This is a genomic window from Micromonospora taraxaci, assembly GCF_007830095.1.
Classification (GTDB): Bacteria; Actinomycetota; Actinomycetes; order Mycobacteriales; family Micromonosporaceae; genus Micromonospora; species Micromonospora taraxaci.
In genome coordinates, this window is the sequence record NZ_VIWZ01000002.1 from 146719 (window position 1) to 161979 (window position 15261).

Genomic DNA, 15261 nt, shown 5'->3' on the forward strand with positions numbered 1-15261 from the left:
CCGTGGAGACTTTCGCTGTTTCACCGGTACCGCCGTACCGTATGTCCATGCCGTCAATTCGGAAGAGGCGTGCGGGCGGGGAGAAGCGGGCCGCAGTCCTCGACGCGGTGGCCGACGTGCTCGCCACACGCGGCTACGAGAACACCCGCTTCGCTGACGTGTCCTCGGCCGGCGGCGTCGCGATCAGCACCTTGCAGACCTACTTCGGATCGCGCGAGGACATGGTCATCGAGGCGATGCAGGTATTCACCGACCGGGAGGTGGACGCCCTGCGAGCGGTGTCCGCCGCCGAAGCCGATCCGTGGCGACGGCTCGTCGCGCTCGTGGACCGGAGTCTGCACAACTCGGAGAGCACCCGGCAGATCCTCGTCGAGTTCTGGCGGGCCGCGATGCGTGACGACGAGCTTCGCGACCACAGCGCCCAGGTGTGGGCCCGCTACCGGGCACCATTCCTGGCCGCCGTGCGGGAGGGCGTGAGCCGGGGTGACTTCACGTTGGCCCACGACGCCGAAGCGGTGACCGATCTCCTGCTCTCGGCTCTGGCCGGTCTGATCGTCTCCCGCGTCCAGCACCATCCCGCGCCGACACCCACTGATTTCCGGACAGTCCTCCTGGCCCAGCTCAGGCTGATGCTGGGCGTCAACGGCGAAGAGCCCCGCACCGAGAGTTGAGGAACGATGACCACCGTCGAGATCACCCGTTTCCGTGTGCCCGCCGAGCGCGCCGAGGCTCTTCTGGCCGCACGGCCGGCGATGCTGCGCGACTTCGAGGCCGACCGCGCAGGCTTCCTCGAAGCGCGACTGGTCCGGTTGTCGGCCGACGAATGGCTCGACATCGTCTTCTGGGGTTCCTCCGAAGACTTCGCCGAATCGCGACGCCGGGGCGCGGACCGGTCGGGTATCCAGACCTTCTTCTCCCTGATCGAGTCGGTGATCAGCGTCGAGGAGGGCACCACAACCGAAGCGACGGGTGCCTGATGCGCGCGGCGTCGCACGACCGGAGAACGGAACGACCATGATCTGGACAGCCGGATTCCGCACCGCCGTGATCAGCCCGTACGAGCGGCTCCAGTTCAGCGAACCCCGTAGCTTCGCCGACCAGACCGTCCGTCAGGTGCTGCACCTGGCCGGCGGTGGGGATGCCTTCCGCGTACGCCTGACGAACCGCTACGGGCGTACCCCGTTGACCATTGGTGCCGCCACGGTCGTGGTCGGTGACCGGCCCGTGGCACTGACCTTCGACGGTGCCGCGCGCCGTGTCATCCCGGCGGGCGGGGAGGCCGTCACGGACCCGGTCAGCACTCCCGTGGCCGCCGGCGCGGACCTGGTCGTGAGCCTCTACCTCCCGGAGCGGACCGACCTGGCCACCCACTCCCACAAGCCTGCGGAACTCACCCGGATAGCCGACGGCAACCAGGTCACGACTCCTCAACCGGCGTGGACGGAGCAGGTCGAAGCACGGTTCTACATCTCGGGCGTCGACGTGCTCGCCCCGCCTGACACCGCCGTCGGCGTGGCCTTCGGTGACTCCTGGTTCGAAGGAGTCGGCACCACGACGAGCGCCAACCGCCGCTCGGTCGACGTCCTCAACCGGCGGTTGAAGCGCGGGTGGGTCGTCAACCAGGGCATCGCCGGCAACCGGCTCCTGCGCGACACGGTCGGCGAACACGGGTTGGCACGCTTCGACCGCGACGTCCTCTCGATACCGGCGGTGACCCACGTTCTGGTCCACTTCGGCATCAACGACCTGGGTCTACCCGGCATGCTGGGTGAACCCCCGGTCACCGCGGGTGACCTGGTCGCCGGTTTCCGTGCGCTGGCCGACCGCGCCCACGGCGCCGGCCTGAAGATCCTCGCCGCCACCATCGGTCCGTTCGCGGGTGCCGGCCCCGAGATCAGCACGCCGGAGGGCCTCGCCGCCCGACGCGAGGTGAACGAGTGGATCCGCACCACCGACACCTTCGACGCCGTCTTCGACGTGGCGCGGGCCGTCGCGAACCCGCACGCCCTCGACCACATCCACCCGGCGCTGGACAGCGGCGACGGCATGCACCTGAACGACAGGGGTGCCGAGGCCATGGCCGGTGCCCTCAACCTGGACGACCTCGCGCTCTAGCCGGGCAACCCGTTACGCGCCGAGGACGTGGGTCAGGTGGGGGTTGGTGAAGACGCGGTTCGGGTCCAGGCGATCGCGGACGGCCTGGAAGTCGGCGAAGCGGGGGTAGGCCGTGGCCAGCGACGCGGCGTCGCGGTAGTGCATCTTGCCCCAGTGCGGTCGGCCGCCCAGCCCGGCGGCCACCTGCTCGAAGGCCCGGAAGTACGGCTCGTACGGCATGCCGACGTACTGGTGCACGGCGATGTAGGCGTTGTCCCGCCCGTAGCCGTGGGAGAGCCAGATGTCGTCGGCGGCGGTGAAGCGCACCTCGACCGGGAAGAGCACCTTGAACGGCAGTCCGTCGACGATCCGCCGGAGCGCCGCGAGCGCCTCGGGCAGTGCTTCGCGGGGCAGGCCGTACTCCATCTCCATGAAGCGGACCCGGCGCGGGGTGCAGAACACCCGGTCGGAGCGGCCGGTGTACCGGCGTTCGGTGAGGGCACGGGCGGAGACCGCGCTGATCCCCGGCGCGAGGGCGGGCACGGCCCGGCCGAGGCGGCAGGCCCCGGCGAAGACCCGGTTGGACAGGAAGTCGTCGTCCAGCCAGCCGCGCCAACGGGACAGCGGCCGGTCGTTGGCGGGTACCCGGTCGTTGGCCTTGACCTGGACCCGAGAGGTGTACGGGAACCAGTAGAACTCGACGTGGTCGTGGCGGCCGATCAGCGCGGGCAGCTCGCCGAGCACATCCGCCATCTCGGCCGGGCGTTCGTGGGCGTGCAGGACGAAGGCGTCCACGCAGCGCAGGGTCACCTCGACCAGTACGCCGATCGCGCCGAGCGACACCCGGGCGGCGGTGAGGACGTCGGGATTCTCGTCGGCTGAGCAGTGCAGCACCTCGCCGGTGCCGGTGACCAGTGTGATCGCCTCGACGAAGGTGGAGAGGCACCCGTAGCCGGCGCCGGTGCCGTGGGTGCCCGTGGAGATCGCCCCGGCGACGGTCTGCGCGTCGATGTCGCCGAGGTTGGGCAGCGCGAGGCCGTGCCGGGCGAGCAGGCTGTTGAGCGTGTGCAGTGTCATTCCCGCCGGTACGGTGACCAGCCGGCGGGCGACGTCGACGCTGACGGGGGTGTCCAGCTCGGACAGTTCCATCCGGCGGTCGTCGGCGAGTGCGACGGCGGTGAACGAGTGGCCGCTGCCCGTCACGCGGATCCGACCACCGGTGGCGACGGCGTCCCGGACGGCTTCTGTGACGTCGGTCGGCGAGCCGGGGCGCAGGATCGCGGTGGCGCTGCCACGCTGGTTGCCGGCCCAGTTGGACCATGCGGCGGTGAGCGATGCGGTGCCGACCATGCGCGCTCCTCATTCATGAATATGAACTGACTTCATATCAGGAACGTTGTACCTGGTAAATACCGCAATTGCGATCCGCTCGTTGTACCGGTAGTCACGGACTCGTGACGTGGAGATATGTTCATCCGTCGAAGGGGGGTGGCGCAGAGTGTCCACACCAGCCGCCACGACCGGTCCGCTGCGCCGCGTACCGGTGCAGGGTCGAAGTGTCGCGCGGGTACAGCGCATGTTGGATGCCTGCGCCGAACTCGTTGACGAGGTGGGGTACGAGGGGCTGACCACGACCCTGCTCGCCGAGCGGGCCGAGGTGGCGATCGGGTCGGTGTACCAGTTCTTCCCGGACAAGCGGGCGATCGTGCAGGCGTTGACCCTGCGCACGATGGAGTCCTACCTCCAGCGCCTCGACGAGCGGTTCGCCTCCGACGAGATGACCCACTGGTGGGACGGCGTCGACGCCGGGATCGACGAGTACATCACCATGCACCGCACCGTCCCCGGCTTCCGTACCCTGCACTTCGGTGACGTGGTCGACCTGCACCTGCTCGACGAGCAGCGGGACAACAACGGCGTGATCGCCGACCAGCTGGCCCGGGTGCTCACCGAGCGTTTCGGGCTCACCGACGTACCGAAGCTGCGCTTCGTCCTGGAGATCGCGGTCGAGGCGGCGGACGCGCTGATCAAGCTCGCGTTCCGGCGCAGGTCCGACGGTGACGAGCGGGTGCTGCTCGAGGCGAAGGCGCTGATCCGGGAGTACCTGCATCGGCAGGTCGACGGCGAGGACAGCGGTCGGCCCGCTGTCGGCCAGCAGGCCCAGCCCGCCTGATCCGTGCTCGTGGCCCGGGGGCGGGCGTCGGCTCAGAGGAACGCCTGCCCCTCCCCCCGGTAGGTGGGCACGCTCGCCACTACCGTGTCCCCCTCGACCAGGTGCAGGTCGTTGACCCGTTCACACAACTCGCCGGCCTTGGCGTGCCGGAACCACACCCGGTCGCCGACGCGCAGGGTGGCCGCTGCCGCACCGGACAGCGGGGTCTGCACCTCACCAGCACCCTCGGTGCCGACCAGCTTGAGCCCGGCCGGCAGCCATGGCCGAGGTAGCCGGCTGTCGGCGGCCGGACCGGAGGCGATCCAGCCGCCACCGAGCACCGTCGCCAGCTCCGGCGTCGGCCGGCGGACCACCGCGCAGGCGAAGAAGGCCGCCGGGGTGGGGCGCCAGGCGCGGTACGCGTCGAACAGCGTCGGCCCGTACAGACCCGATCCCGCGGTGATCTCGGTTACCGCGGGATCGGCGCTGGTCGCGGCCACGCTGCCGGTGCCGCCGCCGTTGACGAACTCCAGGTCGGCGTGCTCGCGTACCGCGGCCACCGCCGCACCTCGGCGGGCCAGCAACTCGCGGTACGACCCGCGCTGGGCCAGCCTGATCGCGCCGGCCAGCAGCGTCTGCCCCGGCGGCGCGTCGCCCAGGCCGGCGATCTGCGCTTCGTACGACATGAGCCCGACCAGCCGGAAGCCAGCGCGGCCGGCGACGGTGGCGGCGAGCGCGCCGGCCGCCCGTGCGCTGTGCACCGGTGAGCGGCGGACGCCGACGTGCACCCGCCCCCGTATCGGCCGCCAGGAGGCGTCCAGGTCGAGGCAGAGTCGTAGCTCGGCGCGCTGCCCGGGGGCCCGGACGGCGTCGATCAGGTCGAGTTGTCCGGTGCCGTCGATCATCAGGGTGATCGCGGCGGCCAGGGTCGGGTCGGCGGCCAGTTCGGCGAGCGCGGCCCGGTCGGCGCTCGGGTACGCGACCAGGACGTCGTCGCTCACACCGGCACGAACCAGCCAGATCGCCTCCGGCACTGTGAACGCCATGATGCCCTGCCAGCCGGGCCGGGAGAGGGCCCGACTGATCAACTCCCGGCTGCGCACCGACTTGCTGGCCAGGCGGACCGGTTTGCCGCCGGCCAACTCGGCCAGGGCGGCCGAGTTGGCGTCGAAGGCGGTGAGGTCGACCACGGCGTAGGGCGGGTCGAGGTGGGCGGTCGCCCGATCAAGGCGCTCGCGAAGTTTGTCGCTTTCGATGGCCACGTGTGCACGCTAACTGTCCGACGGTGAATGCGAAATACCCTCGCGTACGTCCGGGCTGCGGTCGGTGGCTCCGGCGGCCTAGGCTCAGCGAGCAGGAGAATGTCGCCGATGGGGTGGCCCCCCACCGGGTCTAGAGTGTTCCACCGGAGGCGCCCAGCGATGGGCCGGCACGTGGAGGTACGGCCATCGAAAGCCAGAACAGCGGCGAGTCGCCCGGCGTGTCGCGCTCCGGCGGTCGGTCCGACGCCGCTGCCAATCAGCCCAGCGGCGGTCAGGTCGATCCGTCCGGATATGCCGCCATCCGGTCAGTTCTGCGCATCCAGCCGTTCCGCCGGCTCTGGATCGTGCTCGGCGCGGCCTCCTTCGGCGACTGGCTCGGCCTGCTGGCCACCGCTCTCTTCGCCGCCTCACAGGTGCAGGGCAGCACCGCCCAGGGTGCCGCGTTCGGTGGAGTCACCGCGATCCGGCTGCTGCCCGCGCTGGTGCTCGGCCCGGTGGCCGGCGTCTTCGCCGACCGGTTCGACAGGCGCTGGACGATGGTCATCTGTGACCTGCTGCGCTTCGTGCTCTTCGCCTCCATTCCGCTCTACGCCCTCACCGGCGCCGCAGGCGGCCTGGTGGTCGGCTGGGCGCTGATCGCCACGTTCCTGATCGAGTCGCTCACCCTGCTCTGGATCCCGGCCAAGGAGGCCGCGGTCCCCAACCTGATCCCGCGCGCCCGGCTGGAGGCGGCCAACCAGCTCACCCTGATCACCACGTACGGCCTCACCCCGGTCGCCGCCGCCATCGGCCTCGCCGTGCTCGACCGTGGCGTCCGTGGTGCCGTCGGTGGCGACCTACCCTCCTGGGCCGAGCCGGCCCAGCTTGCGCTCTGGATCAACTCCTTCTCCCGGCTCGCCACGGCACTTGTGGTGGCGTTCGGGATCAAGGAGATCAGTGACGCGCAACGCGGTGAGGCCGAACGTGCCGAGCAGAGCATGTTCCGGCAGTTCTCCGAGGGCTGGAAGTACATCGGCCAGACCCCGCTCGTCCGTGGCCTGGTCCTGGGCATCTTCGGCGCGTTCGCCGGTGGCGGCATCGTGGTCGGCACGGCCAAGTTCTTCGCCAACTCGCTGGGCGCTGGCGACGCCGCGTTCTCACTGCTCTTCGGTGCCATCTTCGTCGGTCTGGCGCTCGGCATCGGGCTCGGCCCGATGATCGTCAAGGAGATGTCCAGGCGTCGCTGGTTCGGCATGAGCATCGTGCTCGCCAGCGCCGCCGTGATGACCCTCGCCTTCGCCATCCACCTGTCCATGGCGATCGTCGGCGCGGTGCTGGTCGGCGCCGGTGCCGGGATGGCGTTCCTGGCCGGCACGACGCTGCTGGGCGGCGAGGTGGCCGACGAGGTGCGCGGCCGGGTCTTCGCCGTGGTGCAGATCGGCACCCGGCTGGTGCTGATCCTGGCCATCGGGCTGAGCAGCGTGTTGGTCGGCGTCGGCGGCTCCCGCAAGCTGGAGATCGCCGACCTGGGCGTGTCCATCTCCTCGACCCGGTTGCTGCTGCTCGCCGCCGGTGCGGCCGGCATCTTCGCCGGGATCAGCGCGTTCGGCCAGATGGACGACAAGAAGGGCGTCCCCGTCCTCGCCGACCTCTGGGGCTCGATCCGGGGCCGTCCGCTGATGCCCTCCGAGCCGTTCGTCTCCACCGGGCTGTTCGTGGTGTTCGAGGGCGGCGAGGGCGCCGGCAAGTCCACCCAGCTCGCCGCGCTCGCCGAGCGGCTGCGCGGCCAGGGGCGTGACGTGGTGGTCACCCGGGAACCGGGAGCGACAGCTGTCGGTCAGCGGATCCGGTCGCTGGTGCTGGACACCTCCGGCGACGAGGCCCCCTCGCCGCGGGCCGAGGCGCTGCTCTACGCCGCCGACCGCGCGCACCACGTGGCCACAGTGGTCCGGCCCGCGCTGGTCCGGGGCGGTGTGGTGATCAGTGACCGGTACGTCGACTCGTCCCTGGCGTACCAGGGTGCTGGCCGGACGCTGCCCGTCGACGAGGTCTCCTGGCTCTCCTCCTGGGCCACCGGTGGGCTCAAGCCCGACCTGGTGGTGCTGCTGGACGTCGAACCGCACACCGGCCTGTCCCGGGTCGTCTCGCGCAACGCCGGCACCGACCGGCTGGAGGCCGAGTCGGTCGCCTTCCACGAGCGCGTCCGCTACGCCTTCCTCGACCTCGCCGCCGCCGACCCGAAGCGCTACCTGGTCCTCGACGCGTCCCGACCGGCCGACGAGATCACCGGGCGGGTGGTCCGCCGTGTCGAGGAGATGCTCGGCAGCCCGGGCGGCATCGTGCACCCCCGGCCGGCGCAGGGCCCGGACACCTCGGTGCAGCCCGAGTTATCCGACGCGGAGCTGGTGACGATGGAGCACAAGACCTGATGCCGGACGTCTTCGCCGACCTGGTCGGTCAGGACGACGCGGTGGCCGAACTGCGCCGGGCCGCCGCCGCTGCGGCCGCCGTGCTGCGCGCGGGCGCGGTCGACCGGGCGCCCGCGTTGATCGCCGCCGGCGACGCCGACTCCGCGCTTACCGGCGATGCCCCGGCCGGCGGGGTGGACCCGGCCGCCGGGATGACGCACGCCTGGATCTTCACCGGCCCTCCCGGCTCCGGCCGCTCGGTCGCCGCCCGGGCGTTCGCCGCCGCTCTCCAGTGCGTGCACGGCACCGGCTGCGGTGAGTGCCCCGGCTGCCGCACCACGATGGGCGGCACCCACGCCGACGTCCGGCTGGTGGTGCCGGAAGGGCTGTCCATCGGCGTCAACGAGATGCGCGCGCTGGTGCTGCGCGCGGCCAGCACCCCCTCCGGCGGGCGCTGGCAGGTGGTGGTCATCGAGGACGCCGACCGGCTCACCGAGGCCGCCGGCAACGCGCTGCTCAAGGCGATCGAGGAACCCCCGCCGCGTACGGTCTTCCTGCTCTGTGCCCCGTCCACCCACCCGGACGACATCTCGGTGACCATCCGGTCGCGCTGTCGGGTCGTACCCCTGCGGCAGCCGCCGGCCACCGCGGTGGCCGAGGTGCTGGTCCGCCGGGACGGCGTCGCGCCCGACGTGGCGCAGTGGGCGGCGGCGGCCGCGCAGGGGCACGTGGGTCGGGCCCGCCGCCTGGCCCGCGACCCGGAGGCACGCAAGCGGCGCGAGGCGGTGCTCGCGGTGCCGCGCCGGTTGACAGGTGTCGGCGCGGCGTTCGACGCGGCGTCCGCGCTGATCGAGGCGGCCGAGGCGGAGGCCGAGGCGTCGGTCACCGAGGCCGACGCGGCCGAGCGGGCGGCGCTGGAGACCGCGCTCGGCGCGGGTGGCACCGGCCGGGGCGCGTCGGGCGCGATCCGGGGTGCCGCCGGTCAGCTCAAGGAGTTGGAGAAGCGGCAGAAGTCCCGGGCCACCAGGGCCCAGCGGGACGCGCTGGACCGTGCGCTCGTCGACCTGGCCGGCTTCTACCGGGACGCGCTCACGATGGCGCTGCGTGCGCCCGTCGCCCCGGTGCACACCGACACCGCCGCGTTGGCCGGTGCCGGCGCGCAGAAGTGGGACGCCGAAGGGGCGCTGCGCCGGCTGGAGGCCGTGCTCGCCTGCCGGGCGGCCATCGAGTCGAACGTGAAACCGCGGATCGCGGTCGAGGCGATGATGCTCGCCCTCTGGAAGGGCTGACCCGCACCCCTTCGACCGTTGTCCACAGGCATCGACAGGTCCGATTGCTGTGCGGTACGGTCCGTGTGCCGTGGTGACGGTGAGAGCACGCTGAGTGAGGGATCACCCGGGAGGAGTCGGCCGATGCCGCGGGGGGAGATCGACGAAGCCTGGATCGAGGAGGCGGTGCGGCGCTACCGCCGCATCGAGTCGCTACAGGCCGAGTTCGACAGGCGGTGTCGACCGTCGAGGTGACCGTCCGGTCCCCGGACGGTCTGGTCGAGGTGGTGGTCACCGCCGGTGGGCGGATCACCGACGTCCGGTTCCTCGGGCCGCTGCACACCCGCAGCCCTCGGGACGTGGCCGGCTCCGTGCAGGCTGCGGTCACCGCAGCGGCGGACGCCGCCGAATGGGCCCGGGAAAAGCTGCACAACGAGACGTTCGCCGCCTACCGACCGCTCGCGGGAGCCTGAGATGGACACACTGCGCGCGCTCTCCGCCCGACTCGACGAGGCGAGCGCCACGCTCACCGCCGTCTCGCACACCGTCACCGCCACCGATCCGTCCCAGGCCGCGTTCGGCGCCGATGCCCCGGGTCGGCCGGGCGAGATCGGTCGCGCGTTGCACCGGCAGTGGACCACCGCCACCGACGACCGGGCCCGCGAGGCGCGCGCCGCCGCCGGTCGACTGGCCACCGCCGCCGCGGCGGTGCGGGAGGCCGCCGACCGCTATGCCGACGTCGACCGGGCGGCCCGCCGCAGGCTCGCCGGAGAGCCGTGATGGACGCGCTCGACCGGCTCGCCGAACCCGGCCTCGACCTGCTTCGTCGGGTGGACTCCCTCATCGCCGCGGGAGTCCCGGAGGGCCACCGGGTCTGGCCGCTGCTGCGTCGGATGCAGGTGCTGCCGGGTGACGCGGTGCGCGGCTTCCTCGACCTCCACCCCGCGCCGCTCGCCGGCGCCGGGCACGCGGTGCGCCGGCTCGTCCGGGGGTACGACGACGTCTCCGCCGCACTCACCGACGCGGTGCTCTGGTCCGGCCCGGCCGCCACGGCGTACGGGCAGCAGCGGGCGGCACTGCTGCACCACCTCGACGAGGGGCCGGACAGCCTGGTCGGGCGGCTCGAATCCACAGCCGGCTACGCGGACGCACTCGCCGACTGGGTGGAGGGCAGCCGACTCGCGCTGGCCCGGACACTGGCCGACGTGCTGCGCTCGGCGGAAGCGGTAGCCGTGGTCGCCGCCACCGCCACCGGTGTGTCGACGAGGCCCGGGCCGATCGGTCCCGGCGTTGCCGACGCGGCCGAGATCGCCGCACGGGTGCTGGCGGTGCTCTGCGTGGCGTACGACGGTGCGGAGACGCTGCTGCGCCAGTGGGCACCGAGCCTCGCCGAGGCGACGTGGCGGCCGCCGATGGAGGGGCGACCCCGCTACGACCAGCCCACCCGGGTCGGCTGGTAGCCGGCTCCCGGTCCTCCGGCCGTCGCCGCACAGGTCCCGGACAGACCACGGCGTCGCTCAGGGGCGCCCGACCTGAGTCGGCTCCCCGGCGACGCCGTGGTCTTCCCCCTGCACCCCCCGCAGGTATGCCTTCACTCAACGCTGTCGGGGCGGTCTTGTCTCCTGCCCGGGCCCGGATTCAACCGTCCGGGCGAGGAGCAACGGCACGACGGGCTGCCCGGCAATAGGTCGATTCGACGGTCATGGATGCGAGTGGGCGTCATCGACCGAGGTGCTCTCCGACACGAAGGCGTCGTAGGGTGGGGGGATGGGCATGCTCTGCGCGGTCAGCTTCAACCGGTACGGGCGCCTCTACTATCTCGATCCCGGTGAGTTGCGCCCGCAGGTCGGCGACAAGGTGCTGGTGCCCACCGACGACGGGCCCGAGGTGGCGGAGTGCGTGTGGGCCGCGCAGTGGGTGACCGAGGAGACCGACGGTTTCCCCCGGTTACTGGGGCTGGCCGCCGACGACGACCTGCGGCGGGACGAGGCACTGCGTCGCCGCAAGGCCGAGGCCAAGGTGGCCGCCAAACGGCTCATCCGCTCGCACGGCCTGCCGATGAAGGTGGTTGCCGTCGACCACGTGCTCGGCTCCGCCGAGGGCGGCGGCGAGCGCAGCACTGTCTACTTCACCGCACCGCACCGGGTGGACTTCCGCTCCCTGGTCCGCGACCTGGGCGCCACCCTGCACTGCCGTGTCGAGCTGCGTCAGCTCTCCGCCCGCGACTCGGCGCGCGTGCAGGGCGGCATCGGCTCCTGCGGTCGGGACCTGTGCTGCGCCACCTTCCTCACCGACTTCGAGCCGGTGACCATCCGGATGGCGAAGGACCAGGACCTTCCGCTGAACCCGCTGCGCATCTCCGGCGCGTGCGGCCGGCTGATGTGCTGCCTCAAGTACGAACATCCGCTGTACCAGCGCTTCCAAGAGACGGCTCCGGCGGTCGGCAGTCGGGTCTCCACGCCCGAGGGTGACGGTCGCGTGGTCGGGCACAGCGTCCCGAGAGACGCGGTGACCGTACGCCTGGACGCCGACGGCTCCCGCTCCATGTGCTCCCGCGCTGACGTCTGCGGCTCCCGCCAAGCCCACGACCAGCACTACCCGGCCTAACCCCCCACCGCCTGCGCCTGCCCGCCGCGCCCGCGTTCCCTCCCCGTTGATCATGAAGTTATTGCCACTCCGACCGGCGTGTCGGGACAATAACTTCGTGATCAACTGTGCTCTGCGGGTGGGTTGGGGTCAGGGCAGGACTGTGGGGGGTTCCGCTAGGCGGGGGGTCAGGTCGGTCTTCGGGGTCAGCCAGCTTGCGGTGGGGGACTGGTCCGGGTTCACCTGCCAGTCCCGGGAGACCCGGTCCAGAGCGATCGGGAAGATCGTCAGCGTGCCGTCCGGGTCGATGCGCAACCGCAGGAACACCTTCGAGTCCTCGATGCCCTGACCGGCGAAGAGTTCGTTGACGTTCACCCCGAACGAGCCCGCCACCAGCAGGTACGCGGCCACCAACTGGCTGGCCACCAGCCCGATCACCGGGCCGTAGAGCACCGCCGCGGCGACCGCCGGCAGCGGCCACGGCCAGTCGTAGAACGGCAGGGCCAACCACGCCCACGTACCGGCCGCCGCGAGGGCCACCTGCGCCACGCCGTGGCTGACGCCGAGAATCCCGTGCCGTACGTGCCGCTTGCCGCTCGCGCTCGGCGGTTTGGCGAAGAGGATCGCCGCCAGCACCGTCACGAGCACCATCAACACCAGCGGGACGCTGAACAGCCGCTGATCCGTGCTGTCCGCCCAGTTCGCCGTCGCGCCCGCCATGGCCAGCATCAGCAGGGTGTGCAGGATGCCGAGCAGCGTGGTGAAGCCCGGATTGCGGAACGGCAGCCTCGGGAAGATGCCCCAGCCGTAGCGACGGGAGCGGGCCGCGTCCGGATAGCGGGCCACCAGGTCGTACGGCTGGGTCGAGCTGGCCCGGCGAGCCAGGGTGTCCCGCGGCGGCACCTCGATGCGCTCCGGCAGTTTGTGGGTGGGGTAGAGGTAGGCGCCGCCTCCGCCGCACGTGATCAGCTGCCGGTCCGGCCCGGAGTAACGGGCGTAGTGGTGCAGGTCGCCGGAGATCAGCAGCCGCACCCGCGCCCCGGTCGGATCGATGATCGTCCGGATGAAGTAGTCGATCGAGTCGTACGCCGTCGGGCTGTCGGCCGCCTTGACCCAGGTCGGAGCCGGCGCTGCGATGATCACCTTGGACTCCGGGCCGAGCCGCCGGGCCACCTCGTCGAAGTAGGCCAACTGCGGGTCGTCCAGGTACGAGCCGGACTGGTCGTCCACACCGAGAAGCCACCAGCCCGCCGGCAGTTCCACGGCGAAGTACGACCGGGACTGGCCGGTGCCCCACCCGGCGAAGTTCCGGTCCCGGGAGCGGACGAACAACCGCAGGAACGCGGTCAGGCCGTCGTACCAGTCGTGGTTGCCCGGCACCGCGAAGAGCGTGGGCTTCTCGGGCGGCGGCACGGGCAGGGCGGCCTGGTAGGGGCCCTTGCACCGGTCCTCGTACGAGGCGTAGGCCGCCGACGGGTACACCTGGTCGCCACCCATCACCAGGGTCTGCGCCCGGGGTAGCCGGTGCCCGTCGACCGTCAGCTCGGGCTGCGCCAGCAGGTACGCCACCGAGTAGGTGGCGTTGAAGCCGTCGCCCAGGTCCGCCACGTAGTCCAGCCACAGCCCGCCGTCCGGCCCGACCTGGCGGAAGACGCCGTCGTCGAAGGCGTTCTGCAACTCGCGCTTGTCCAGGTACGCCCCGAACAGCACCGCCAGCAGCGTACGGATGCCGGTGCTGATCAGCAGGAACGGTGCCAGCCACGGCACCGGCTTGCGGGGCGTGAAGCCCAGCTCGAGCGGGTCGGTGCTGCTCGGCCGGTGGGCGGCGCGTTCGGCCGGTACCGGATCGGGGCGTTCGGTGGCGTCGTTCGGGTGGCCGGGGTGGTCGCGTTCGTCGCTCACCCGCCGCAGCGTAGTCCCGGTCCTGATCATCCGCTGTCCGGTAAACGTCCAGATGGCGGTTGATGTCCGGTTGGTGCTCGCGGACGGTGTGGGGGTATCCCGTTCGGCTGGCGGCGTCGGGGTGCCGTACACTTGCTGATCGTTGCCGCCTTAGCTCAGTCGGCTAGAGCGACGCACTCGTAATGCGTAGGTCGACGGTTCGATTCCGTCAGGCGGCTCGGCATGGAAGCCCAGGTCATCGGCCTGGGCTTCGCCTTTTCTCAAGGTCGACAAGAGCGCCGCCGGCCGTGCCAGTCCGCAAATAGCCCGCATCCCGCAAGCGGGCCGCGCCGGCTCGGCCCCTGCCTGCTGGCGACCTCCGGCCGGCATCGGCCGGGCCGGCCGGCCACGCTGCGGGAGAACAGAGCATCCCGAAGGTCACGAGCGAGGTCTAGTGTGCGTCCGTGAGTGGAAGGACAACGAGGTGGAACGGCACGGGCCGAAGCGGCGTCCGCACGCGACTTACCAGTGTCCGACCTGCGGCGCACCCCTGTCCCTTTGGGCTGCCACAGCTGCCGGCCCCGATGAAACTGACGAACTTCCGCCGGTCCGTGAGTTCCGTCGATGCCTAGAGTGCCTTCACCTGGCGGTCCGCATCCAAGGCATGGACGAATGGCAGGACACGAGCGAGGAAGCTGCGCCTGCCCGCATACGTGCCATGATCGCCAGACTCTAGGCCTGCCAGAGTCAGCCGTGCTGGCCTACCTCGCTGCTTGACAGCGCCTGAAGCCACGGATCGTCTCGCCCGCTCGAAAGGTGCTGAACGTATCCAGGACCGAGGATGAGGTAGTCGATGAACCCGGCAACGTCGTCAGCCAGCTTGGCGAAACTGACAAGCTCGGCGTCGGTGTACCAGACGATGTTCAGGTCGGAGAACCACCACACCTCGCCTGTCGCACGCTCGACGAGGACGGGATTCTGCAGGACGTCTGCGACAGCGCACCACCGCGCATCACCGCCCGGCAGGTCATCGGCCATCCATGGCGTCTGGCGCACGGAGGCTGCGGACCACAGGCGGATATCGCCCCTGCTTCCACATGTAGCCCCGTCGGCGAGGCGGAGGAACTCGGCGTAACCGGGGGCGATGTCGTCGAATGACTCGTCTAGCGAGACCGGCGGTGGCAGCTCCAGCGGCCCGTACGGCGGCGCAAGCCGCCCAAGGACCGCGGCGATTCGACGGACGGAGTCGGTCAAGGGCATAGCCCTCATTCTCTAGTCACCGGTCCGGCGGGCGCCGGCTGCGGTTGTCACGTCCAGGTCACCGCCGCCGGGACTTCTGCGCCATGACCTGACAGCTCGGGGACCGGCCGGCTCCGATACAGGCACTGAGCGGCTTCCCCGAGCCGCTTTCACAGAGCGCCGGCTGTCGGCGGTTGCGTCGAGCACGGTTTGGTTCGGGGTCTCGTCCCCGGTGCTCGACTCTCCACGCCTCTCGCCTGGCGTCAAGGGCGCTTCGCGTCGGCTACGCCGATGGCCTACGGCCACCCTTGACCCCGACCGAGAGCCGAGGATCTGGCACCTATCGGGAGACGGGGGCAGAGTGGCGACAGCCGAGCGTGCCGGGCCATCCA

At 71.3% G+C, this 15261-nt stretch carries 13 protein-coding genes, 1 tRNA gene and 1 pseudogene; 11 read left to right on the forward strand and 4 right to left on the reverse strand.

The features are described 5' to 3' along the window. The first annotated feature begins 47 nt into the window (after window positions 1-47). The 3 genes from FHU34_RS29790 to FHU34_RS29800 are packed head-to-tail and all read left to right on the forward strand — an operon-like array spanning window position 48 to window position 2115. Window positions 48-671 (forward strand): TetR/AcrR family transcriptional regulator, encoded by a 624-nt coding sequence (locus FHU34_RS29790; RefSeq protein ID WP_208745221.1) that lies wholly within the window; start codon window positions 48-50, stop codon window positions 669-671. A 6-nt stretch (window positions 672-677) separates the two neighbouring features. Continuing rightward, a complete protein-coding gene (locus FHU34_RS29795) occupies window positions 678-977 on the forward strand; it encodes a hypothetical protein (RefSeq protein WP_145785966.1) in 300 nt (99 codons plus the stop codon). 37 nt (window positions 978-1014) lie between these two features. Then, a complete protein-coding gene (locus FHU34_RS29800) occupies window positions 1015-2115 on the forward strand; it encodes a GDSL-type esterase/lipase family protein (RefSeq protein WP_145785967.1) in 1101 nt (366 codons plus the stop codon). Window positions 2116-2127: 12 nt separating this feature from the next. On the opposite strand, the gene FHU34_RS29805 is transcribed toward FHU34_RS29800, so the two are convergent. Next, window positions 2128-3444: a D-arabinono-1,4-lactone oxidase gene (locus FHU34_RS29805; RefSeq protein WP_145785968.1), complete on the reverse strand. Its 1317-nt coding sequence runs from the start codon at window positions 3442-3444 to the stop codon at window positions 2128-2130. Window positions 3445-3670: 226 nt separating this feature from the next. Here FHU34_RS29805 and FHU34_RS29810 point away from each other — a divergent pair, with 226 nt between their 5' ends. Beyond that, window positions 3671-4267, forward strand: a complete 597-nt coding sequence (locus FHU34_RS29810) for a TetR/AcrR family transcriptional regulator (protein ID WP_145786466.1) — start codon at window positions 3671-3673, stop codon at window positions 4265-4267. Between the two features lie 32 nt (window positions 4268-4299). Here FHU34_RS29810 and FHU34_RS29815 read toward each other — a convergent pair whose 3' ends face one another. Continuing rightward, on the reverse strand, window positions 4300-5508 hold the full coding sequence (locus FHU34_RS29815; RefSeq protein WP_145785969.1) for an amino acid deaminase/aldolase: 1209 nt from the start codon (window positions 5506-5508) through the stop codon (window positions 4300-4302). A 317-nt stretch (window positions 5509-5825) separates the two neighbouring features. Between FHU34_RS29815 and tmk the strand changes: the two genes are divergently transcribed. The 6 genes and pseudogenes from tmk to FHU34_RS29845 all read left to right on the forward strand — a co-directional run bounded on the left by tmk (window position 5826) and on the right by FHU34_RS29845 (window position 11770). Further along, window positions 5826-7916, forward strand: coding sequence for a dTMP kinase (tmk, locus tag FHU34_RS29820; protein ID WP_280116522.1), 2091 nt, complete (start codon window positions 5826-5828; stop codon window positions 7914-7916). After that, window positions 7916-9184, forward strand: a complete 1269-nt coding sequence (locus tag FHU34_RS29825; RefSeq protein ID WP_145785970.1) for a DNA polymerase III subunit delta' — start codon at window positions 7916-7918, stop codon at window positions 9182-9184. The genes tmk and FHU34_RS29825 overlap by 1 nt, the downstream gene beginning before the upstream one ends. 123 nt (window positions 9185-9307) lie before the next feature. Beyond that, window positions 9308-9636, forward strand: a pseudogene (locus FHU34_RS29830) (YbaB/EbfC family nucleoid-associated protein). A 1-nt stretch (window position 9637) separates the two neighbouring features. After that, a complete protein-coding gene (locus tag FHU34_RS29835; RefSeq protein WP_145785971.1) occupies window positions 9638-9943 on the forward strand; it encodes a hypothetical protein in 306 nt (101 codons plus the stop codon). Then, window positions 9943-10623, forward strand: coding sequence for a hypothetical protein (locus tag FHU34_RS29840; RefSeq protein ID WP_145785972.1), 681 nt, complete (start codon window positions 9943-9945; stop codon window positions 10621-10623). The genes FHU34_RS29835 and FHU34_RS29840 overlap by 1 nt, the downstream gene beginning before the upstream one ends. A 307-nt stretch (window positions 10624-10930) precedes the next feature. Beyond that, window positions 10931-11770: a PSP1 domain-containing protein gene (locus FHU34_RS29845; protein WP_145785973.1), complete on the forward strand. Its 840-nt coding sequence runs from the start codon at window positions 10931-10933 to the stop codon at window positions 11768-11770. A gap of 129 nt (window positions 11771-11899) precedes the next feature. Here FHU34_RS29845 and FHU34_RS29850 read toward each other — a convergent pair whose 3' ends face one another. Continuing rightward, window positions 11900-13783 (reverse strand): metallophosphoesterase family protein, encoded by a 1884-nt coding sequence (locus FHU34_RS29850; RefSeq protein WP_425280592.1) that lies wholly within the window; start codon window positions 13781-13783, stop codon window positions 11900-11902. A gap of 12 nt (window positions 13784-13795) precedes the next feature. On the opposite strand from FHU34_RS29850, the gene FHU34_RS29855 reads away from it, so the two are divergent. Beyond that, window positions 13796-13869: transfer RNA gene (locus FHU34_RS29855), tRNA-Thr, on the forward strand. Window positions 13870-14377: 508 nt separating this feature from the next. Here FHU34_RS29855 and FHU34_RS29860 read toward each other — a convergent pair. Continuing rightward, window positions 14378-14890 (reverse strand): hypothetical protein, encoded by a 513-nt coding sequence (locus FHU34_RS29860; protein ID WP_145785975.1) that lies wholly within the window; start codon window positions 14888-14890, stop codon window positions 14378-14380. Window positions 14891-15261: the final 371 nt, after the last annotated feature.